The organism is Rhodanobacter sp. UC4452_H20, from assembly GCF_052978205.1.
Genome location: NZ_CM129662.1, coordinates 3,430,099 through 3,451,367 on the forward strand (window position 1 = coordinate 3,430,099; position 21,269 = coordinate 3,451,367).

Genomic DNA, 21,269 nt, shown 5'->3' on the forward strand with positions numbered 1-21,269 from the left:
AGCGGTTCATTATGGCGCAGCCGGTTCGCTGCGCCGCGGCGTGCTTCATTTGGTCGCGCCGGACTTCAGTCCCGGCTGTGCTCGCGCACCCAGTCGAGGTAGGCGGCATGGCCATCGGCCACCGGCACCGCGATCAACTCCGGCACCTCGTAAGGATGCAGTTCCAGCACGCGACGTTCCAGCGCCGGCAGGCGGGCGGCGGTGGTCTTGATCAGCAGCAGTTCCTCGGTGTCGGTGTGCACCGCTTCCTGCCAGCGGTAGGTGGAACGCACCGCAGCGATCCCGCTGACGCAGGCGGCCAGCCGCTCGTCGACCAGCGCCCGGGCGATGCGCCCGGCGCTGTCTCGGTCGGGGCAGGTGCAGTAGCAGAGCAGGACGGTGTCAGGCATGCCGGCCAGCCTAACCGGCGGAGCCGCCGCGCGCACCCCTGCCTCGGGCTCGACGCCCGCCCCTTGAAACCTGCACCCATCCACCCAATTAGCTGTACGTTCCCGGTCCGAACGTCTTGCAGCGGCAGTTTGTGTCGCTAGAATTGGCACTCATCTACCACGAGTGCTAACAAGATCGCCGGATCGGGGTCTTGAAAGCCTTGTTCCACCTCAAACGACATCGGAGTCCTTCCATGAGCAAACTGCGTCCGTTGCATGACCGCGTCATCGTCAAGCGTCTCGAAGAAGAGCGCGTTTCCGCCGGCGGCATCGTCATCCCCGACAGCGCCACCGAGAAGCCCACCCGCGGCAAGGTCGTCGCCGCCGGCACCGGCCTGATCATGGCCGACGGCAAGGTTCGCCCGATGTCGCTGAAGGAAGGCGACACGGTGCTGTTCGGCAAGTATGCCGGCCAGGAAATCAAGATCGACGGCGAAGAGCTCGTGTTCCTGAAGGAAGACGACATCGTGGCGGTGATCGAGGGGTGATGGGCTCGGGGCCGATGGCCGGTTGAGCGCGACGAAAGTCAAAAGCGCGCACGCCAGTCGCCTTCGGCTCCTTCTTGCAGCTCTTTCGTGACGTTTCCCATTCTTATTCAATTTTTTTGAGGCAAAAAAATCATGGCAGCCAAAGAAGTCCGTTTCGGCGAAGACGCCCGCGCCCGCCTGCTCAAGGGCGTGAACACCCTGGCCAATGCGGTCAAGGTCACCCTCGGCCCGAAGGGTCGCAACGTGGTGCTCGAGAAGAGCTTCGGCGCGCCCACGATCACCAAGGACGGCGTGTCCGTCGCCAAGGAGATCGAGCTGGCCGACAAGTACGAGAACCTCGGCGCGCAGATCGTCAAGGAAGCCGCTTCCAAGACCTCCGACGTGGCCGGTGACGGCACCACCACCGCCACCGTGCTGGCGCAGGCGTTCATCCAGGAAGGCCTCAAGGCCGTGGCCGCCGGCATCAACCCGATGGACCTCAAGCGCGGCATCGACAAGGCGGTGACCGCCGCCGTCGGCGAGCTGAAGAAGTTCTCCAACCCCACCGCCAACGACAAGGAAATCGCCCAGGTCGGCACGATTTCGGCCAACTCCGACACCGACATCGGCGACATCATCGCCAACGCGATGAAGAAGGTCGGCAAGGAAGGCGTGATCACGGTCGAGGAAGGTTCCGGCCTGGACAACGAGCTGGACGTGGTCGAGGGCATGCAGTTCGACCGCGGCTACCTGTCGCCGTACTTCATCAACAACCAGACCTCGCAGCAGGTCGAGATGGATGACCCGTACATCCTCATCCACGACAAGAAGATCTCCAACGTGCGCGAGCTGCTGCCCGTGCTGGAAGCCGTCGCCAAGGCCGGCAAGCCGCTGGTGATCGTCGCCGAGGAAGTCGAGGGCGAGGCGCTGGCCACGCTGGTGGTCAACACCATCCGCGGCATCGTCAAGGTCGCCGCCGTCAAGGCGCCGGGCTTCGGTGACCGTCGCAAGGCGATCCTGGAAGACATCGCCGTGCTGACCAACGGCCAGGTCGTGTCCGAGGAAGTGGGCCTGTCGCTGGAGAAGACCACCATCAACGACCTCGGCCGCGCCAAGCGCGTGGTGATCACCAAGGAAAACACCACGATCATCGACGGTGCCGGCGACGCGGAGAAGATCCAGTCGCGCATCGGCCAGATCAAGGCGCAGATCGAGGAGACCTCCTCCGACTACGACCGCGAGAAGCTGCAGGAGCGCGTGGCCAAGCTGGCCGGCGGTGTTGCCGTGATCAAGGTCGGTGCCGGCACCGAGATCGAGATGAAGGAAAAGAAGGCCCGCGTCGAAGACGCCCTGCACGCCACCCGCGCTGCGGTGGAAGAGGGCGTGGTCCCCGGCGGTGGCGTGGCGCTGATCCGCGCGCTCAAGGCGGTCGAGGGCCTGAAGGGCGACAACGCCGACCAGGACCTGGGCATCGCGATCACCCGCCGCGCGCTGGAAGCGCCGCTGCGCGCGATCGTCGCCAATGCCGGCGAAGAGCCGTCCGTGATCCTCAACAAGGTCAAGGAAGGCAAGGGCAACTTCGGCTACAACGCGGCCACCGGCGAGTTCGGTGACATGGTGGCAATGGGCATCCTGGACCCGACCAAGGTCACCCGCTCGGCCCTGCAGCACGCCGCGTCGGTCGCCGGCCTGGCGATCACCACCGAGGCGATCGTCGCCGAGCTGCCGAAGAAGGAAGAGCACAGCCACGGCGCCGGCGGCATGGGCGGCGGCATGGGCGGCATGGGCGGTATGGATTTCTGAGTTGTCCCCCGCCGCGACGCGGCGACGGATCAACTCGGTGCGTTCGAGCGGCAGGGCTGCCGCTCAACGCCCCGGAAATCCGGCGGCAATACGAAAAACCCCGCTTCGGCGGGGTTTTTCTTTGCGCATGGTTTATATGCGGCGCTGCCGATCCAATACGCATCGCGTAAAACAATCGAGGTCAAACAACCATCTCTGCTGTACAGAGGTGTAGGTTGCGTGGAGGCCCCGGGGCACCACGAGTTGCAGGTGCTTGCTTCGCATCTCAGCGGTCTGGTTCTCGCTGATGGATGTCTCCATCGTGAGCAAGTGCTTGCTCCGGATGCGGTCGGCTTCAGCAAGAACCTGACGCCAACGATCCTTGCAGGTGCTTTTGACCGCCAGCATCGTCAAGCGAAACGGGTCAAAGCTGGTGTTGTGATACTCGTTTCTCCCAGGGAAAAGGAAGTCGGGTTTGGAGCGGTTCTCGGTGACGGCAGTTCGCGCGTGACGGATCCCCATGCTCGAAAGTATGACTTCAATATGATTCTCGAGGGCCAAGCCGACACGACTCTTGCGCCTGTTTTGCACAGACAGGGAGAAGTGTATGAAGTCGTCGACGTGATCGGCATCGAATCCTTGGGCCAAGCGCTCCCCAATTAGGTGTCGTTCGAGGATGCGAAACAGCGTCTCCTCCCTTTCCATCCATGCCATAAGTGCTTCGTCAGGGCCTTCGCGCGGGTCGACTCCATTCAGCGTTTCCCTGGCATACGTCGAGAAGTCACGAGTGCTCGGGAAGCCGCCCTGAAAACGTTTGAGCATGGCTTCGAGATGACCATCATCCTGCTGTGTGACTTCAACGCCGATGCTTTCGAGAATGGCAGTTGCCGCAAAGCCAACATCGTTGTTCTTCAATTGCTCATCAGTGCGGACGGCGAACTTGCTTAGGTCGCCCCCTGTCACGCCGAAAAGCCATTCGATTTGGCCGACGGCGCTAGAGCCGCAAGCGGCAATCACGACCAGTAGGCCTTCATCGCGCCGTTTGGCAAGCAGTAGCAAGTCACCCGGAGAGGCCTTGAGCGATACGGCTGTGGTCGGGAAATAGAAGCGGTACTCAGCAGGCCGATGTGGCTGACGCGCACGACTGTCATAGAGAGTTAAGAACGCATCTTCGACGATGGGCTCATCACTTTCATTGTCGAGGTAGACGAATCGGGTGGGCAGAGTGGTCGGCTCGGTCGGCCTCCCCATGAAGGACAGCATGGGCTTCGTGGCGTTGTACTCATGTTGGTTCGAGCGTGTCTCGTCCGCCTCAACGGCAGACAGTTGCTTGATGGCTGTGCCTTCAAAATACTCGGACAGCTGGCCGCGCTTCATCGCTTGTTTTTCCATGGCTGCGGTGGTTCTTGTCGAAGAGCTTGGTAGCGTTCAGCAGTCTTTTCCGTCACAAAGGATTGGCCCGGTCAGTGCTCAGCGCGGCCGACAAACACTGGTCCATGAATTGTGTGATCCGCGCCTCATCCCATACCTCGAAAGCGATACCTGCCCCAAGAAGATTGATCTTTTTCATGAACTCGCGAAACAGTCTTTCCCCGTTCAACAATTGACTGTACTTCTCGAGAGCCAGAACGATTCCTTTGGCGAGGATCGGACGAGCGGCAAGGCCTGGGCGTTCGAGAAGGTTCAGGCGGATGTCTGCCCTTGCCAGTGTGATTTTCAACGCTCTGGCTGGGTTGTCCGGCATGATCAGCTTTGCAATGTGATGATTCCACCACAGGCGGGCAATCGCATGATCATCACGGCAACCAGTCAAGGTTGGGGCAAAGAAGTGTTTGGCGACGGCCTTTGTCAGTGCATCATCATTCATTGTGGACTGCAGCCAGCGCCTGCGTGCGTATTCTAGGCACTCGACGTGGCTCAAACGTATCCATACACGATTCTCACGTGCCAGTGCCGGGGTCAGTTTGTCAAGCGCGTGGCCAACAATCAGGGAGTTGCTGATTTCAGCAGCGGCACCATCGGTGAGTTCCAGTCGCTCAAGACTGGCAAGGTCTGCATCGATGGATAGAGGAATGCGCCAGTCCCCCTTGCTCTCCATGTCACGAAAGTTCCCCTCTCGATAGCGATCGAGATTCTCCGCGACCTTGTTCTTCAGGTCGTCAGCAACCTGCTGCCCGACATAAAGGAGTTTGCTCATCGATCCAACCTCTCGATGATGCCCTGCAGCGAGCCCAGTGGAGCATCGAGAAGCTTCTGTGCTGATTCGGCATAGTCGTGATTCTCGATGTCGATTCCTTCCGCATTGCAGCGAGCCATCATCACGCCGTGCCAGCGCTTGTCCTGGAATTCGGACTCACCCCGCATGATGTCGAGTACCGACATGATGGCGGGAAGGAACACAGATGGGAGCATGAGATCACACAGGTCGGCACGTCCGCGCAAGAGGCCGAGAAAGGCATGCAGGTCAGGATGAACCATGATCTGAATTGCCTCGTCGTCAGGGTTGATTCTGAAGCTTCCCTTCGGGACGTCCTCGTGTTTCACGAGCGTGAAAATGGATTCCAGTGGAGCAAGCTTTTCGAGGCCAGCCTCGAAACGCAGTTCGTCGCTTAAGGCCAAGACATCTCCGGCATTGACGATCTTTGCGTCATCGGGGAACTCCTTGTCGATGTGCTCGGAATCCAGCCTGAGATCGTCCCGAACAGCGATCACGGCAGCGCGGACATTCACTGTGCCACGCACGATGCCGTTGACGAGCGGGATGGAGATGTCTCCGGGTAGGCATTCCTCGAAGCGATCCAGATAGGTGTCGCGGCACGTGACCATCAGACCCGATTTAGCCTTTCCGGACTCCAGCAGCTCCTGGATAGATCGCTCGTTGAGAATCAAGTTGCCGCGCAGTGTGGCGTCGCTGCAATTTGCGCTTTCCTGGACGTCGAGAAAAAGCTCGAAGCTTCCCTTGCTGTAATCCTGTGTTTCCGAAGAAAGGATAGGATGTGGAAAACTGATGCCGTGATCAATGCGCATCGGCTTCTCCATCAATTGGCGTGAGAACTACGCGAATTGGCCCCGAGTACGGGGTGTCGAATTCGATTTCGAAATTTGCGCGCGCGCCCTGTTCGAGAAAGACCCTAGGAGACCTGGAACACGGCGTTCCGCCGATGGAGCGAATGCCAAGGGCCTCGTTACTGGAGACGCCTGTGGCGACGATCTCGAGAATTACCGTAGCGGATTCTTCAGGAGTGAGTGCGACCAATCGGGTGGCGCCCGAGCCCGACTTGGAACTGCGAAGCCCAAAGTAGGGAATGCTTCTGCCGCCTCTGCCACCGGCCACGCCTCGGCCGGGGCCCTGCCTCTCGCCGGAAGTCTGGCCGCTTTTTGTTTTGCTCTGTTTAAGGCCACCGGATGAGCCTGATTCGCCAGTGTCTCCACTGCCTGTGCGAGGTTTGGGTGCAGTTGGCTTCAGGGCGATCTTTGGACGTTCGGGGTCATTGTTGATGTTGGTCGGATCGGGTATCACCTTGCCTGCACTCGGGTTCGAGAAAAAGCGGTTCATCTCGTCGAGCAGGATCACTGCTTCAGCCGGCTTGGTGGTGCTTGCCTTGATGGTTTCTCTGACCCACGTCCCGACTGCCTTCATGGCAGACTTGTACCGCTTGCGTTTGTCGAGTTCATCAATACGCTCTGGCGAAATTTCGTCGTGTCTGGGGCTCTCCATGTCCCGAATCTGGCTGCTGGTGTCGCGATTGGCCGGTTCGAGCAGGGCGACAAAATCCTTGGACATCGGGAAGCGGGCCATGGGGTGACCGAAGTGTTTCAGGTTGTCCGCGATGTACATGCCGTTACGAAGGATGCCGAGGCGGCGGGGGAATCCGTCCTTTTGCAGGAGCGTCATCTTGAAGGTCCCGATGGGGGCGAAAGTCTGCTCACTCCGTTCCGATACCGGGCTTTTGAGTGCTTCCAGCATTGCTGCGCTGAAAGTCAGGTCGTCGGTTGTGCCCGAACTTTCCGCGGCTGCGCGTACCTCCGATTCATCGAAAAGTGCCGTGACCGTGTCCTTGTCTATCTCTATGGGGCCGACGTCAGGACGTTGGACGGTAAAGCGGATGGATCCATCCTGGATGGCGGAGAAGAAATTCCGAATCAAGGATTCGGTCATCAACCATTCCCAACCGGGCTCATTTGAGAAGCCGATGCTAGCCACGGTGGTGCCGATTCTGTTGCGGCGAAGCCATGCGGGAAGAGAACTGGTGTTATCGACTGGCATGTAGCCGCCGTTACCCCAGTATCCGGTGGAGCGTTTCGGGCCACTTCCTTCATCGTGGGATACAAGGATGCTCTTGCCTTGAGCAAGGAATGCCGGCTCGCCTCCGTCCAAGTAACAAGTGGAGTAGAACACCGTCCGGAGGCTGGAAATGGTAAATGCGGCATTCTTGCCAATTCCGAATGAGCCACCGGCGTCGGTGTCCGTTTTCTGACTGATTCCTGAGGATTTGACCAACGCGTGGAAAGCTGTTCCCTCCACGGCTGGGCCGACGAGGCCAGTCGTACCATAGTCTTCCATCAACAACACAGGGATGTTGGGACGGTCAGCGATTCTGATCGCGCGCTCGAAGAACTCTTTGTCCTTCTTGTGGTTACGCGTCTTGGCCTGCTTCAGGCATACGGCAAAGGTGCCTTTGAGATCCTGCAACCCAGGAATCTCTGAACTCCGCGCCAAAAGCAACCGGAATATGAGATGCACCGGCTCGGATGTGCCGTCTGGCCGGCGTGCTGAAGCGTCGAGGCTGTTCTGTGAGCACTCGCGAGCGATGCCGGGATAAGGTGAGCCCTTGAACGTCTCGATACCGGCATGGCCGAGGCCTTCCTCTTCCCTGCCTGGATTGGGCAAGAATTCCCAGTGTGCCATGTGATCCCCCTGAGTCTGCAACAGTACGCATTCAACGTTAAACCAGCATTGGAAGCGTGGGCAAATCGCGTCGGACCCAAAAGAGTTCTCAGGACTTGCGTTTCGATTGAATTTCGTCGACAAGCAGCTGAAGTCTTCCCAAGCTGACTTCGCATTCCCACACGATGAGAACCTTCCATCCGTGCTTCTCGAGTTGGGTTCGAACTCGGGTGTCACGTGCCAGATTCTGTTTGAACTTGGCTTGCCAGAAATCCCTGTTGCTGGCTGGTGTGGCTGCGTACCGGCAGCCGTGATGCCGATGCCAGAAGCATCCGTGCACGAAAACGACCGTGCGGTATTTCGGTAGCACGATGTCCGGCTTGCCGGGGAGGTTCTTCGGTGCGATTCGATAGCGCAAACCCCGTGCGTGCAGATATTTCCGCACGATGATCTCCGGCTTCGTGTCGCGCCCGCGAATGCCGGACATCATCCGGCTTCGCGTGGCACGATCAACTACGTCCGTCATCAGTTGCCGCGTGGGAGGCCGGCGGCTTTCATGAAGATGGGATACGCCGTCTCGCAGACCTCGTCGCCGAATCGGCCGAACATTTCGGCCATGATGGCGTCGAGCTTGATGCACTCGTTGGACTGGAAGAGCATTTCGCCGCTTGCATTGCTGATGATGTCGCAGGGCCTGTCTTCCGGATGGAACAGCAGGCCGCGCAGGGACATTTCCGAGAACCAGCGCGACATGCCTTCGCGACTCTTGTTGGCGAAATCGGGGATGCGGGATGCGTGCATGACGACTCTCCTTCGCTATCAGGCATAGGCTGCGAGCAGCGGCACCTGGTGGACACCTTCCTCTTCTTGTCGTATCAGCTCGAGCACGCGGGGCACCATGATGCGCGCTACTTCGCGCATGACCGGCATGACGACGCTGTTTCCGAATTGTTTGTACGCCTGCGTATCGCTCACCGGGATATGGAAGCTGTCCGGCAAACCCATCAATCGCGCGCACTCGCGCGGCGTCAATCGCCGCGGTCGCTTGCGCGGTCCCTGTGATATCAGAATCTCTGATCCGTCCTTGTAATAGCGCGCGGAAAGGGTTCGCGTCACGCCATCGCCATCCACCAGTCCGAAGCCGAAGCCGTTGCCGGCGGCGCGGTGCTTGGCGGCATAGTTTTGCAGATAGGCCCAAAGGTTTGGAGTGAGCGTGTAACGCGCATCCACCTTGGCTTGCTTGCCGGTGGTGTAGTGGGATTCCGGCAACTCGCTGCCGTCCTGCGGATGCAGAATGCTGCGCAGGCGCGGGCCTTCTTTCGGAAGTTGCAAGTCGTCCCAGGTGAAGTCGGTCGGTTCGCGGAAGCCGACAATCAGGATGCGCTCACGATGTTGCGGCACGAAGTGCTGACCGTCTATCACCTTGCAATAGATGTGGTAGCCGAGGTCCTGTTCCAGCACTTTCTTGATGACGCGAAAGGTATTGCCCTTGTCGTGGCTGACGAGGTTTTTCACGTTTTCCAGCAGAAATGCCCGCGGCTGCTTTGCCTTGATGATGCGTGCCACGTCGAAGAACAGCGTGCCTTGCGCCTCGTCGGCGAAGCCGTGGGCGCGGCCCAGCGCGTTCTTCTTGGACACGCCGGCGATGCTGAAGGGCTGGCAGGGGAAGCCGGCCAGCAGGATGTCGTGATCGGGAACGTCGTGTTCGTCGACTCGGGTGATGTCTCCCTCGAAGCTGTGCGTCGATTCGGGGAAGTTTGCGAGGTAGGTTTTCTGTGCGTACGGATTCCACTCGCTGGTAAACACGCAGCGCCCGCCGTGGGCTTCGAAACCCATACGGATGCCACCGATGCCGGCGAACAAGTCGATGAAGGTAAACGCGGCATTTGGATTCCCCTTCGACCCGGTGAGCGGCAGCAGATACTGGCGGATGGCGCCGATGACGTAGGGCGGGGGATCTGTTTCGCCCGTTTCCCAGCGACGCACGGTGCGCACGCTGACGCCCAGTGCCTCGGCGAGTTCACGCTGGTTGTAGCGACCGCGCAGACTGGCCAGCAAATGCCGGATGTTTTCCATGGCTTGTCGTTCCGGTAATGATTGCGGTCAGTATGTCCGCAAGATGTCCCCATGACAAGCGGTGAAGATGCCCGGGCATGTCCATGCCGGGCAGGCATCATCGTGTCGTGCGATGTCTGATGTTGACGGCGCGGCGTCTCGTGGGCTGATACCGGAGCGGCGCATCACTCGCGTCGACGCTGAGCCCACCCAAACCGCCGATCAATGCGCCGTTGCGGGCTGTTCCTCGACCGCCGGAGGCATCGCGGTGGCGTGGACCACTTGCGTCATCGCGGCGGTGGCGTCCAGTGCCTTGGCCAGCATCGGTTCGAGCTTGCCGCCCATGCGCAACTGGTCGACGCCGGCCATGGCCTTGTCAAGTTGCCGCTGCTCGTCGCTCTGCGGGCGCGGCGGGGCGCCGGGGGCGGCGGTGAGGGCGGCGATCTGCGGGCCGACCAGTTCGGTCAGTGCGAAATAGGGATCGTCGTGGATGCCGAGGTGGGCCAGCAGTTTGCCCGGCAGCAGCCAGGAGGCGGTGTCGGCCTGCAGCGGTTTGGACGGCCGTTTCGGGTCGACCAGCAGCCACACGCCGGCCTGGCCCAGCATGTCGCTGCCGTCGACGAAACCGGTGATGTGGTAGCTGTTGCTGAGGGCGGGCAGGTGGTCGCCGTAGAACAGCACCACGCTGGGCCGGTCGCGTTTGGCGAGCAGCTTCACCAGCCGGCCGAGTTCGGCGTCGGCATGTTTGAGGTGGTAGAGGTAGGTCTGCAGCTCGAGCTTGTCGCGGCCGGTGATGCCGTCGGGCACCGGGATCGCGTCGCGTTCGGCGACGTGCGCGGGCTCGATGTCGTAGGGGCCGTGCGCCTCGATGCTGATGGCGAAGATGAACTGCGGCGGGCCGCTGTCCTTGAGCTGGGTCATGATCTCGTCGGTCATCGCGCTGTCGGCCATGTACTTGCCGTCATTCGGCGCGCCGGGCGGAAACGAGGATTGCGACACGAACCGGTCGAAGCCGATTGCCTGGAACGCGGTGGTGCGGTTCCAGAACGCCGGGTCGTTGCCATGCAGCGCAAGCGTGCTGTAGCCGTGCGACGCCAGCGTGCGCACCAGGCTGGGCAGCGACTTGTGGCTCATCTGCAGGTAGGGGAACTGCAGGTTGTCGAAGTAGCGCAGCGACAGGCCGGTGAGGAACTCGAACTCGGTGCGGATGGTGCCGCCGCCGAAGGTGGGCACGTGCAGTTTGCCGCTGCTGCCATGCCGCGCGAGCCGGCGCAGGTTGGGCGCGAAGTTGCTGTGCTCGTAGCCGTGCATGATCGACGGGTCGAAGAACGATTCGCTCTGCACCACCACGATGTCGGGCAGCTCACCGGTTGCCGCCGGCTGCCGCAACACCTGTTGCAACGCCGGCGCGGATTGCGCAATCAGCTGCTCGGCCGCGGCGCGGTCGGGCTTGTGGTGGCCACCGCCGTATTGCAGGTGGAACAGCATCAGCGAGCTGATCAGGCCGGAATGGTTGGTGGTGACCCGGGCCGACCACGGCTCCAGCCACAGCACGCGCGCGTTGTAGATCCTGCCCCAGGCGGACAGGCCCACCAGCATGCTGACGAACGCCGCGGCCAGCAGGCCGCAGGCGGCGAGGCGCTTGCCACCGGTATGCCGCGGTACCACCGGCGGCTCGTAACGCCACGCCAGCACCACCAGCGCCAGCGCCGCCAGCAACGCGAGGTACGGCCACGGGCTGTGCGGCAGGTAGCCGGCCAGCAGGTGCATGCCGCCCTTGCGCAATTGGCCGATCATGCGGAAATCGTCCGGCAGCAGCGGCGTGCCGAGGTTGGCCACCTTCAGCACGTTGACGCCGTAGACCAGCCCTTGCAGCGTGAACGCCAAGCCGAACGACAGCCAGGCACGGCGGGTCCACGCCAGCAGCGCGCCGGCCAGCAGCAGGCCGGGCAGCGCATTGGCCAGCGGGAACCGCGGCTGCTTGAGCAACTGCGCCGTGGTCACCCCCACGCCGCCGTCGACCAGCCCGGTCAGCAGCACGAACGCCAGCGCCAGTGCCAGCACCAGCGCGATGCGCGCGCCCAGCGGATACCTGGCGCTGCGGATGTCGGGAGAGATCAGGGGCATGTGGCGACTGCCGGGGTCGTCATGGGTGGTCTCCAGAATGTAAACAGGACTCGATGAACGGCGGGTGGCGCGCAAAACGACAAGTGTCGGGCCTGCCGCAGGCATGCGCAACGCACGAACGGGTCGGCCGTGCACGGCGATGCGCGGCGTCGCCGCCGCGCTGCGGCACAATGGGCCGATGAACCCGCCCGAATCCGCCGCGCTGCGCGCGCTGATCGATGATCGCTACCGCGAGCTGGAGCGCCGTTGCCGCGCCGCCGGCGTGCACCTGCATGACGATGCCGGCGTCGCCGAACGCATCCGTCGCACCTTGCTGGCCAGCGATTTCGCGTTCGACACCTGGTGTCGCCAGCCGCAGCTGCTCGCCCCGCAGGGGCTGGATCGCCTGCGCTCCGGCGCCGATGCCGGAGCCCGCATCGACGCGCTGCCACTGCCGGAGGACGAAGCCGGCTGCATGGCCGCGCTGCGCCGCTTTCGCCATGCCGAGGCGTTGCGGCTGGTGTTCCGCGACGTCAACGGGCTGGACGAGTTGCCGGAAACCCTGTCCGCCACCAGCGTCCTGTACGAGGCGCTGCTGGGCAAGGCGCTGGCGTGGGCCACCGCGGCAATGGCCGCGCGCTACGGCCACAGCCGCGATGCGCAAGGCGTGTTGCAGCACCTGCTGGTGGTGGGCTTCGGCAAGCTCGGCGGCAGCGAGCTCAACTTCTCCTCCGACATCGACCTGCTGTTTGCCTACCCGCACGGGGGCCAGAGCGACGGCGCGCGGCCGCTGGACAACAGCGAATACTTCGTGCGGCTCGGCCGCCAGCTGGTGCGCCTGCTCGGCGAACCGACCATGGACGGCATCTGCGCGCGCGTCGACATGCGCCTGCGCCCGTTCGGCAAGGCCGGCCGGCTGGCGCTGTCGTTCGCCGCGATGGAGCAGTACTACCAGAGCGAGGGGCGCGACTGGGAGCGCTACGCGTGGATTAAGGCGCGCGCGGTGGCCGGCGACCGCGCCGACGGCAAGCAGCTGCAGGAGATGCTGCGCCCGTTCGTCTACCGCAAGTATCTCGACTACACCGCGTTCGCCGGGCTGCGCGAGATGAAGGCGCTGATCGACGCCGAGGTGGCGCGCAAGGATCTGGCCGACAATCTCAAGCTCGGCCCCGGCGGCATCCGCGAGATCGAGTTCATCGTGCAGCTGGTGCAGCTGATCCGCGGCGGACGCGAACCCTCCCTGCGCGTGCACGGCCTGCTCGGCGCGCTGGCCGCCTGCGAGGCGCGTGGCCACATCGGCGCGCAGCGCGCGCGGCGCTTGCGCGAGGCCTACGCGCTGCTGCGTCGGGCCGAAAACCGCGTGCAGATGCTGCGCGACGCGCAAACCCACGACATCCCCGACGATGCCCTGAGCCGCGAACGCATCGCGCTCAGCCTCGACTACCCCGACTGGGAAACCTTGCGCGCGGCGCTGGCGACCCATCGCGCGATCGTCAGCGAGGAGTTCGCCGCCGTGCTGATGCCCGCGCATGGCCAGGTCGCCGCCGCGCCGGTCGCCGACGTGCGGCTGTGGGAGCACGCCTGCGACGAAACGCTGGATGCGGCCACGCTGGAGGCTTCCGGTTTCGCGCCCGCGGCGGAACTGGCCGACGCCTTGCTGAAGCTGCCGCAAGCCGCCTCGGTGCGCGCGATGTCGCCGCGTTCGCGCGAGCGGCTCGACCGCTTGCTGCCGCAGCTGCTCGGCGCCGCGCGCAACACTCCGGCGCCGGTGCCCGCGCTGCTGCGGCTGTGCCGGCTGATGCAGGCGGTGGCGCGGCGCTCGGCCTATCTCGCGCTGCTGGACGAGCAGCCCGCGGCGCGGCGCCGGCTGGTGCGGCTGTTCGCCGACAGCGCCTTTCTCGCCGAACGGGTGATCGCCCAGCCGCTGCTGCTGGACGACGTGCTCGATCCGCGCATCGACCAGCTGCCGCTGCGCCGCGCCGACATCGCCGCCGAGATCACCCGCGTGCTCGGCACGCTGGATGAGCGCGACGCCGAGACCGAGCTGGAGCGGATCACCGAGTTCCGTTCGTCCACCGCGTTCCGGTTGGGGCTGGCCTTCAACGACGGTCGCGTCGACGCCGAAGCCACCGCACGCCGGCTGGCCGCGCTGGCGGAGTCGGTGGTGGGCGCGGTGCTGGCGCTGGCCGAGCGCGATCTGGTGGCGCGGCATGGCCGCCTGCCGGGCACCGGGTCGGGCTTCGCCGTGCTCGGTTACGGCAGTCTCGGCGGCGAGGAACTCGGCTTCGCCTCGGACCTGGACCTGGTGTTCGTGTTCGACGGCCAGCGCGCGCAGGCGATGAGCGACGGCGAGCGTCCGCTGGAAGGCTATCGCTGGTACCAGCGGCTGGCCCAGCGGGTGATGAACTGGCTGACCGTGCTGACCCGCGCCGGCCGTCTGTACGAGGTGGACACGCGGCTGCGTCCGGATGGTTCCAAGGGCCTGCTGGTAAGCAGCCTCGATGCGTTCGTGGCCTATCAGCGAAGCCGTGCGTGGACATGGGAGCACCAGGCGCTGTTGCGCGCGCGGCCGGTGGCTGGCGACGCGGCGCTCAACGCCGAGCTGGCGACAGTACGCCGCGACGTCCTCGCCGTGCCGCGCGACCCGGCCGCGGTGCGCGCGGAAGTGGCCAGCATGCGTCAGCGCTGGCGCGCCGAGCGTGACCGTTCCGACGAGCAGCAGTTCGACCTGAAGCAGGGCCTCGGCGGCCTGCTCGACATCGAGTTCGCGCTGCAGGGACTGGTGCTGGCGCACGCGGCGCGGCAGCCGGCGCTGCTCGGCGTCACCGCCAACGCCGGGTTGATCGAGGCCTGCCGCGTCGCCGGCGTGCTCGACGACGATCAGGCGGCGACCCTGGCGGCCGCGCACGCTGGCCTGCTGCAACGCGCGCTGGCCTGTACGCTCGACCTGCGCTCGCGCATCGCGCCGCGCGACGCCGCGCTGGAGCAGTTGCGCGCCGGCGTGCGCGGAGTCACCGACGCGCTGGGCTTCGCCTTCGCCGCCGACGCGGAGCCGCCGCCGCAGGGTTGAGAGGAATCGCGCGCATGCTCCTTGCGCGCGATCCGGGGAGTGTTCGCGGAGAGCCCTTCGCTTCACGGACGTGAAGAGTGCCTTCAACGCATGGCGCTTGTCTGGACCCATCCCGGCAGGCAAGATCGACCATGGCCACGGGCTGTCGGCAGGGGCGGGATGAGGGGACGCGTGACAGGGGGAGTGGGATCGCGAGTGCTGCTTGCACTCCTGCTGATGTCGACCGGCTGGCTGGTTGTCATGTCGCCCGCGCGGGCGATGGATCCGCAGCAGCCGTTCCATTCCTTTGTGCTCGACCACTGGGGCGTGGAACAGGGCCTGCCGCAAATCACCGTGCTGGGCCTGGCCGAGGATCGCGCCGGATTCCTGTGGGTCAACACGCAAACGGCCGTGGCGCGTTTCGACGGCGCCCGCTTCGTGCGCTACGACCGTGCCAGCACCGGCGTGGATACCAGCATGCTCAACGCTGCATGGGCCGACCCGCACGGCGGCGTATGGTTCGGCGGCGCGCGCGGCCTGATCGAGCAGCGCGACGGGCAGTTCAAGGCGCTGGGCGGGGCTGCGGTCAACGCGATCATCGACGCCGGTGACGGCACGCCGCTGCTGGCCACCGCCGACGGCGTGCAGCGGCTGCACGAAGGCCGGATGGTGTCGACCGGCGGCAGCAGCGGGCCGGCCTTCAGCCTGCTGCGTGGCGACGGCCATCTCTGGATCGGCGGCACCGGCCGCGTCTGCCGCCGCGCCGACAGCGCCGCACCGGCCACGGAAAGCTGCATCGCGGCGGGGCCGGCGGCATGGCGGCACGTGGTGGTCAATCATCTGGCGCTGCAGGGCGGCCAGTTGTGGCTGGGCACGTCGGCCGGCTTGATGCGGATCGTGGATGGGCAGTGGGTCGCGGCGGGACTGGGCGACGGGATCGATGCGGCGCCGATCGAGAGCCTGCTCACCGATCGCGTCGGTTCGCTCTGGATCGCCACCGCCAAAGCGCTGTACCGCCGCCTGCCGGGCGGCGAACTGGAGCGCGAGGAGATCGATGTCCAGCGCCGGCCGTGGGTGCACCGCATGCTGGAGGACCGCGACGGCAACCTGTGGCTTGGCACCTACACCCGGGGCCTGTACCGCATCTGGAATGGCTGGACCCGGCGCCTGTCGCTGGACGACGGCGTGCGCGACCCGCTGGTGTGGAGCGTGCTGCGCGCGCCCGACGGCGCGATCGTGTTCGGCACCAATTCCGACGTGGAGGTCTTCGACGGCAAGCAGGTGCGCACGCTGATTCCCGGCAGCGCGCTGCCCAACCCGTCCGCCTACGAGCTGTACTACGACCGCCGCCAGCGCTTGTGGGTGGGCACGCGCGGCGGCATCGCGGTGTTCGACCGCGGGGTGGACGTCACCCCGTCCGCGCTGCAAGGCCTGCGCAACCTGCAGATCAACGACATCCACGAGCTCGGCGACGACGATTTCCTGTTTGGCACTTCCGCCGGGCTTTATCGCTGGCGGCAGGGCGCGTTGAGCCGGCTCGATCCGCAGGCTACCGCCGCCGAGGCCATCATCCGCTCGGTGCTGCCGCTGGCGCCGGGGCGCTGGTACGTCGGCACCCGCGACGGCGTGCGCGAGTGGCGCGACGGTCACTGGACACGGCCGGCGTGGGCCGAGCCCTTGCGCAGCCACTTCGTGACGCGGCTGGCGCTGCTCAAGCCGGACTTGCTCGCGGTGGCCACCAGCGACGCCGGCATTGGCCTGATGGCAGACGGCCGCCTGCGCATGACCGGCCAGAGCGAAGGCTTGCCCAGCGACAACGTGTGGACGTTCGACCTGCTCGACGGGCAGCTCTACGCCAGCTCGACGGAAGGCGCCTGGCGCCTGCCGCTCTCGCAACTGCCGCTGCCCGGCTCGCCGCCGCGCACGGTCTCGCCGCAGCAGCTGGCCGGCGAGCAGCGTTCCACCACGGTGAGCAACCTGCATTGCTGCAATGGCGGCGCCCGCGCGCGCAGCGCCATCGTCGGCGACGTCATCTGGTACGCCACCACCGACGGCATCCTCGGCGTGAACACGCGCGCACTCGGCGAGCGGCCGTCGGCGCCGCGTGCGGCAGTGGTGTCGGTCGAACATGACGACCGGCAATACACGGGCGGCGCGTTCACCCTCGACCAGGGCAGCCGCGACCTGACCGTGCACTACACCGCGCCCTACCTGCAGGTGGGGACCTTGCATTTCCGCTACCGGCTGGACGGCTACGACAAGGATTGGCAGCACGCGGGCGTGCGCCGCGAGGCGTTCTACACCCACCTGCCGGCGGGCAACTACCGCTTTCGCGTCGCCGCCACGCTGCCGGGTGCCGCCGGCTACGGGCCCGAGGCCGCGATTGCCGTCGAAGTCACCCCGTACTGGTACGAAAACCTGCTGGTGCGGCTCGCCGCCGCGGCCGCGCTGGTCGTGCTGCTGTTCGTGCTGACGCGCTGGAGCATGCGCCGGCAGCGCCGCCGCAACGCGTGGCTGGAGGAACAGGTCGAACGCCGTACCGGCGAGTTGTCGCGCGCGCTGGAGCGCCTGCGCGTCACCAATCTCGCGCTGGCCGAGGAGAGCCATACCGACACGCTGACCGCGCTGCACAACCGGCGCTACCTGCTGGCGCAACTGCCCGCGCTGCTGGCCGAAGGCAGCAGCGTCGGCGTGATACAGATCGACATCGACCACTTCAAGCACATCAACGACGCCCGCGGCCATGCAGTGGGCGATGCGGTGCTGCGCGAGCTGGGCGGCAGGCTCGCCGAGTTGCGCCGCGACAGCGACATCACCGTGCGCTGGGGCGGCGAGGAGTTCCTGCTGTTGCTGCGCGACGTCGACCAGGCCGACGTGCTGCGCATCGCCCAGCGCCTGCGCCACGACATTGCCGCCAAGGCATTCGCGGATGGTCGCGGCGGCGTGCTGCGGCTGACCTGCTCGATCGGTTTCAGCATGCATCCGCTGGCCGCCCACAGCGACGCGGCAACCTTCGATGCGGCGGTGGAGCTGGCCGACCTGGCGCTGTATCGCGCCAAGTACCTCGGCCGCGACCAGTGCGTCGGCCTGCTGGCCGCCGCGCCGTTGCCGGCGGCAATCCTGCGCGATCCGCTGGCACCGCAACTGGACGCGCTGCTGGCCGCCGGCCAGCTGAAATGGGTGCGTCCGACGAACTGAGCGGGCGCCTTCGATCATTGCGCCGGCGCTTCGGGCGAAGCCCTGCCCGCCGCGCTCGAGCACCCCGCGCCGTCATTCCCGCGAAAGCGGGAATCCGCCGGTATTTCCGCCACGCAACCCGCCCCGGGTCGCCTCGATGCGCTCGCGCACCAGCGCGGCCACGCGTGCGGTTTCGCGCAGCGGGCGTTGCGCGGCGGTGCCCGGAGCGTCGAGGTCGTGCAGCAGGCCGGCGTCGCGCAGGGTCTGGTGGAAGCGCGCGATCTTCGGCGGCAGCGGTGCGCGGATGAAGGTGAGCACCGGGCAGCCGACGGCGCAGGCTTCGGACAACATGTTCACCGAATCGGGCGTGACCACCAGCCGGTCGGCCCAGCCGAGCACGCCGGGGTAGGGGTTGCGGCCGTCGTCGCGGCCAGCCCAGAGCAGGCCCGGCACCTCGGCCAGCAACGGCCGCAGCGATTCGATCAGTGCCGTCGGCGTGCGCCGCGAGCCGAGCACCAGCAGGCTACCGCCTTCGGCGCGCTGGCGCGCCAGCAGCTGCCGGATCAGCGCGCTGGCGTAGTCGGCGTCCAGTGCAATGCCGCGGCGCGGCCCGCCCAGCAGCACGCCCACGCGGGGCCGCGGCAAGGCCTCGAACTGCGGGCAGGCGTCGCGACCATCGGCCAGCCATTCGTCGTCGACGGTGTTGAGCGAGCCCAGCGTGGTCAGCACATTGGCGCCGTGCAGCTCATCGTGGCGCGGCACCACCACGGTGTCCCACAGCGTCGGCTCGATGCGCGGGTCGAGGATCTGCACGGTGTGGCAACGGCCCTCGCCGAGCGGCCGCAGCATACGGGTGAACAACGCGGCCGCGCGGCCACAGCCGATTGCGACTGCCGGCCAGGGCGGCGCAAACCACGCCCGCTGGCTGGCCGGCAGGGCGAGGCGTCCGCCCGCGATCAGGCGCGGCGCCAGCCATGACCATGGCGCGCGCGGCTCCAGCAGCAAATGGCGGCGCGGCAGTTGCAGATGCTCGGCCAGCGCCAGCGCCTGGCGCTGGTTGCCGGCGGCCGAATCGGTGATCACCCAGCACTCGCCGTGCAGCGTCAGCATGGCCGGGTTCGCCGCAGGATTGTTTCCCGAATCAACACGATGCGTTTCTCCGCCGGGCGTCGACCGCCGGCGCCCGGTCTGTACACTGGAATTTCTGGCCAGCGTGCCGGTGCGGCTCTCGCAAAGGATACCGTGCGACAGCCCGAAACAGCCTTTCGTCCTTGCCCCATGGAGTCTTCGCATGTCCCCACTGAAATATCTCTTTCTCGCCGGTCTGCTGGGTGCGGCGGTTTCCGCACAGGCGGCGCCGGTGACCTACCAGCTCGACCCCAACCACACGATGGTGCTGTTCAGCTGGAACCACTTCGGCTACTCCAACCCCACCGCCGACCTCGGTCTGGGCGAGGGCACGATCGTGTTCGACGAGCAGCATCCGGCGCAGTCCAGCGTCGAAGTGACCCTGCCGCTGGCGCGGCTGGATACCCACGTGGCGGCGCTGGACGAGCATCTTAAAAAGGCCGATTTCTTCGATGCGGCCAAGTATCCGGTGGTGACCTTCAAGAGCAGCAAGGTCGAGCCGCTGGGCGACAACAAGTTCAGGGTCACCGGTGCCCTCACCGTGCATGGCGTGACCCGGCCGGTGGTGCTCGACGCCACGCTGAACCGGGTGGGCCCGCATCCGATGGGCAAGGCGCAGTCGATCGGTTTCGACGCCACCGCCACGCTGAAGCGCTCGGAGTTCGGCGTGGGCGCCTACGTGCCCAACGTCAGCGACGAGGTGCACGTGCGCATCACCACCGAAGGTTCGGTGCCGAAGGAAGTCGCGGCGAAGTAATCGTCGCGCAGGTCTGGCGCACTCGCACAAAAAAACCGCGCCGTCATCGGCGCGGTTTTTTTGTGCCGGCGACCGCTGGTTATTCGGATTTCACGCCGCTGTCCTTCATCGACTCCAGCTTGCCCAGGTCGACGCTGCCCACCGCCGCCTTCAGCTCGTCGATGCTGTCGGCGTTGCCGTTCGCCTTGACCGTGAAGCGCTTGCCGACGATCACGCTGTACTCGCCGGACTTGGACTGGTGGTCCCACTCCTCGTGGATGAGGTTGCCATTGTCGCTGTAGGTCTTCTCGTAGCCGGTTTCGGTTTCCTTCTCCTCCTCCGGCGCCATCGCGCTGGCCATCGCGATGAAGCCCTTGGCGCCGCCGGTGTCGGTGACTTCCAGCGTGATGTGCTGGTTGTTGTCGCCGCTGTATTCCGCGCTGGCCTCCGACACCTGCATGCCCATCGCGCCGTTGCGCTCGGCCGAGATGCCGGTGCGCTTGAGATTGCCCACGGCAGCGGGCAGGAACGCCTTGATCTGGTCGGGCGCCAGCGCCTCCACCGGGCCGTTGGTGCCGGACATCGCGCCCATCATCTTGCCCATCGCGGCCGACTGCGCTGCGCTGTCGCCGGATTTCTGCGCCGCTTCCAGCTCCTTGCCGGCCTGTTCGGCGCGCTGGCCCATCGCCGCGAGCTTGCCCAGCGCGCTGTTGCCGTCGACGGTGACGGTCTCGCCGTTGCTGCTGGTGACGTGCATGCCGCTCATCGCCGCGCCGCCCAGCGCGCCGACGAAGATCAGGCCCAGGATCAGGCTAACGATCCAGCCCAGCACGATCGCGATGATCACGCTCACCGCGGTGTAGCCGCCGGCCTTTTCCGGCGGGCACTGCATGGTGTGGGGCAGGCCCAGATACAGCAGGTAGATGCTGTAGACACCGCCGGCCAGCACGATCAGCAGGCCCAGCCACGGCACGATCACGCCGATGCCGGCGATCCACCAGGCGGTCCACGCGTAGGCCACCGTCTTCAGTGCCTGGATCAGGTTCGGCTTGGCGCCGAAGGTGCCGGCCAGCGCGTTGATGATCAGCGCCATCACGTAGACCAGTACCAGCGACAGGATGTAGCCCAGGATCATCCGGCCGATGCCCGCGCCGATGCCGGCGCGCACGGTGACGCCGAGGAAGCTGGTGCCGATCAGGCTGCCCTTGATGAACTGCGCGATCACCGGCAGGGCGGCGATGATGGCGATGTAGCCGAGGTACAGGTTGTTGACCGTGGCCGGTTCGGCGGCGGCAACGGGCCACTCGGTCTTGGGTGTGGTCAGGATGTTCTTTGCGCGCGCGATGAGCTTTGCGGAATCCATGGTCTGCTCCCGATCAGATGCCCGAATCCGGCGCGGGGCGCCGGGACGTCGTTGATTTCCCCTTTGGTGCGTCGCACCGCTTGCTGCCGT

The 21,269-nt window shown here is 65.4% G+C and carries 16 protein-coding genes; 5 read left to right on the forward strand and 11 right to left on the reverse strand.

Features of this window, described 5'->3' with window-relative positions; all coding sequences use genetic code 11:
* Window positions 1-65 precede the first annotated feature (65 nt).
* Window positions 66-389, reverse strand: a complete 324-nt coding sequence (gene cutA, locus ACVCMC_RS15795) for a divalent-cation tolerance protein CutA (RefSeq protein ID WP_447097990.1) — start codon at window positions 387-389, stop codon at window positions 66-68.
* 233 nt (window positions 390-622) lie between these two features.
* Here cutA and ACVCMC_RS15800 point away from each other — a divergent pair, with 233 nt between their 5' ends.
* Together ACVCMC_RS15800 and groL are read left to right on the forward strand one after the other, a co-directional pair.
* Window positions 623-916, forward strand: a complete 294-nt coding sequence (locus ACVCMC_RS15800; protein ID WP_395120292.1) for a co-chaperone GroES — start codon at window positions 623-625, stop codon at window positions 914-916.
* Between the two features lie 132 nt (window positions 917-1,048).
* Window positions 1,049-2,698, forward strand: a complete 1,650-nt coding sequence (groL, locus tag ACVCMC_RS15805) for a chaperonin GroEL (protein WP_395120291.1) — start codon at window positions 1,049-1,051, stop codon at window positions 2,696-2,698.
* 132 nt (window positions 2,699-2,830) lie between these two features.
* On the opposite strand, the gene ACVCMC_RS15810 is transcribed toward groL, so the two are convergent.
* The 8 genes from ACVCMC_RS15810 to ACVCMC_RS15845 all read right to left on the reverse strand — a co-directional run bounded on the left by ACVCMC_RS15810 (window position 2,831) and on the right by ACVCMC_RS15845 (window position 11,747).
* Complete coding sequence (locus ACVCMC_RS15810; RefSeq protein WP_447097991.1) at window positions 2,831-4,069, reverse strand: type II restriction endonuclease; 1,239 nt, start codon at window positions 4,067-4,069, stop codon at window positions 2,831-2,833.
* A 52-nt stretch (window positions 4,070-4,121) separates the two neighbouring features.
* Window positions 4,122-4,874 (reverse strand): DUF6339 family protein, encoded by a 753-nt coding sequence (locus ACVCMC_RS15815; protein ID WP_447097992.1) that lies wholly within the window; start codon window positions 4,872-4,874, stop codon window positions 4,122-4,124.
* A complete protein-coding gene (locus ACVCMC_RS15820; protein ID WP_447097993.1) occupies window positions 4,871-5,704 on the reverse strand; it encodes a hypothetical protein in 834 nt (277 codons plus the stop codon). The genes ACVCMC_RS15815 and ACVCMC_RS15820 overlap by 4 nt, the downstream gene beginning before the upstream one ends.
* Entirely contained in the window at window positions 5,694-7,586 is a 1,893-nt protein-coding gene (locus ACVCMC_RS15825) for a hypothetical protein (RefSeq protein ID WP_447097994.1), read from the reverse strand. Before ACVCMC_RS15825 ends, ACVCMC_RS15820 begins: the two co-directional genes overlap by 11 nt.
* A gap of 88 nt (window positions 7,587-7,674) precedes the next feature.
* A complete protein-coding gene (locus ACVCMC_RS15830) occupies window positions 7,675-8,091 on the reverse strand; it encodes a very short patch repair endonuclease (RefSeq protein ID WP_447097995.1) in 417 nt (138 codons plus the stop codon).
* Complete coding sequence (locus tag ACVCMC_RS15835; protein ID WP_447097996.1) at window positions 8,091-8,318, reverse strand: hypothetical protein; 228 nt, start codon at window positions 8,316-8,318, stop codon at window positions 8,091-8,093. The genes ACVCMC_RS15830 and ACVCMC_RS15835 overlap by 1 nt, the downstream gene beginning before the upstream one ends.
* A gap of 66 nt (window positions 8,319-8,384) precedes the next feature.
* Window positions 8,385-9,641 carry a DNA (cytosine-5-)-methyltransferase gene (gene dcm / locus ACVCMC_RS15840; RefSeq protein WP_447097997.1) on the reverse strand — a complete coding sequence of 419 codons (1,257 nt, stop codon included), beginning with the start codon at window positions 9,639-9,641 and terminating at the stop codon, window positions 8,385-8,387.
* Between the two features lie 201 nt (window positions 9,642-9,842).
* Window positions 9,843-11,747, reverse strand: a complete 1,905-nt coding sequence (locus tag ACVCMC_RS15845) for an LTA synthase family protein (protein WP_447097998.1) — start codon at window positions 11,745-11,747, stop codon at window positions 9,843-9,845.
* Between the two features lie 178 nt (window positions 11,748-11,925).
* Between ACVCMC_RS15845 and glnE the strand changes: the two genes are divergently transcribed.
* A complete protein-coding gene (gene glnE, locus ACVCMC_RS15850) occupies window positions 11,926-14,796 on the forward strand; it encodes a bifunctional [glutamate--ammonia ligase]-adenylyl-L-tyrosine phosphorylase/[glutamate--ammonia-ligase] adenylyltransferase (RefSeq protein ID WP_447097999.1) in 2,871 nt (956 codons plus the stop codon).
* Between the two features lie 195 nt (window positions 14,797-14,991).
* Complete coding sequence (locus ACVCMC_RS15855) at window positions 14,992-17,973, forward strand: diguanylate cyclase (protein WP_447098000.1); 2,982 nt, start codon at window positions 14,992-14,994, stop codon at window positions 17,971-17,973.
* Window positions 17,974-18,045: 72 nt separating this feature from the next.
* Here ACVCMC_RS15855 and ACVCMC_RS15860 read toward each other — a convergent pair whose 3' ends face one another.
* Window positions 18,046-19,062 carry a mitochondrial fission ELM1 family protein gene (locus ACVCMC_RS15860; protein ID WP_447098001.1) on the reverse strand — a complete coding sequence of 339 codons (1,017 nt, stop codon included), beginning with the start codon at window positions 19,060-19,062 and terminating at the stop codon, window positions 18,046-18,048.
* Between the two features lie 181 nt (window positions 19,063-19,243).
* Here ACVCMC_RS15860 and ACVCMC_RS15865 point away from each other — a divergent pair, with 181 nt between their 5' ends.
* Window positions 19,244-19,837, forward strand: a complete 594-nt coding sequence (locus tag ACVCMC_RS15865) for a YceI family protein (protein WP_447098002.1) — start codon at window positions 19,244-19,246, stop codon at window positions 19,835-19,837.
* 79 nt (window positions 19,838-19,916) lie between these two features.
* Here ACVCMC_RS15865 and ACVCMC_RS15870 read toward each other — a convergent pair whose 3' ends face one another.
* Window positions 19,917-21,179, reverse strand: a complete 1,263-nt coding sequence (locus ACVCMC_RS15870) for a YIP1 family protein (RefSeq protein ID WP_395120283.1) — start codon at window positions 21,177-21,179, stop codon at window positions 19,917-19,919.
* Window positions 21,180-21,269: the final 90 nt, after the last annotated feature.

What these genes read in the sequence shown, in the direction of transcription:
- dcm (WP_447097997.1), bottom strand. Translation starts at nt 9,641, where the DNA reads ATGGAAAACATCCGGCATTTGCTGGCCAGTCTGCGCGGTCGCTACAAC.
- ACVCMC_RS15830 (WP_447097995.1), bottom strand. Translation starts at nt 8,091, where the DNA reads ATGACGGACGTAGTTGATCGTGCCACGCGAAGCCGGATGATGTCCGGC.
- glnE (WP_447097999.1), top strand. Translation starts at nt 11,926, where the DNA reads ATGAACCCGCCCGAATCCGCCGCGCTGCGCGCGCTGATCGATGATCGC.
- ACVCMC_RS15810 (WP_447097991.1), bottom strand. Translation starts at nt 4,069, where the DNA reads ATGGAAAAACAAGCGATGAAGCGCGGCCAGCTGTCCGAGTATTTTGAA.
- ACVCMC_RS15820 (WP_447097993.1), bottom strand. Translation starts at nt 5,704, where the DNA reads ATGCGCATTGATCACGGCATCAGTTTTCCACATCCTATCCTTTCTTCG.
- ACVCMC_RS15865 (WP_447098002.1), top strand. Translation starts at nt 19,244, where the DNA reads ATGTCCCCACTGAAATATCTCTTTCTCGCCGGTCTGCTGGGTGCGGCG.
- ACVCMC_RS15825 (WP_447097994.1), bottom strand. Translation starts at nt 7,586, where the DNA reads ATGGCACACTGGGAATTCTTGCCCAATCCAGGCAGGGAAGAGGAAGGC.
- ACVCMC_RS15800 (WP_395120292.1), top strand. Translation starts at nt 623, where the DNA reads ATGAGCAAACTGCGTCCGTTGCATGACCGCGTCATCGTCAAGCGTCTC.
- groL (WP_395120291.1), top strand. Translation starts at nt 1,049, where the DNA reads ATGGCAGCCAAAGAAGTCCGTTTCGGCGAAGACGCCCGCGCCCGCCTG.
- ACVCMC_RS15835 (WP_447097996.1), bottom strand. Translation starts at nt 8,318, where the DNA reads ATGTCGCGCTGGTTCTCGGAAATGTCCCTGCGCGGCCTGCTGTTCCAT.
- ACVCMC_RS15815 (WP_447097992.1), bottom strand. Translation starts at nt 4,874, where the DNA reads ATGAGCAAACTCCTTTATGTCGGGCAGCAGGTTGCTGACGACCTGAAG.
- ACVCMC_RS15870 (WP_395120283.1), bottom strand. Translation starts at nt 21,179, where the DNA reads ATGGATTCCGCAAAGCTCATCGCGCGCGCAAAGAACATCCTGACCACA.
- ACVCMC_RS15845 (WP_447097998.1), bottom strand. Translation starts at nt 11,747, where the DNA reads ATGCCCCTGATCTCTCCCGACATCCGCAGCGCCAGGTATCCGCTGGGC.
- ACVCMC_RS15860 (WP_447098001.1), bottom strand. Translation starts at nt 19,062, where the DNA reads ATGCTGACGCTGCACGGCGAGTGCTGGGTGATCACCGATTCGGCCGCC.
- cutA (WP_447097990.1), bottom strand. Translation starts at nt 389, where the DNA reads ATGCCTGACACCGTCCTGCTCTGCTACTGCACCTGCCCCGACCGAGAC.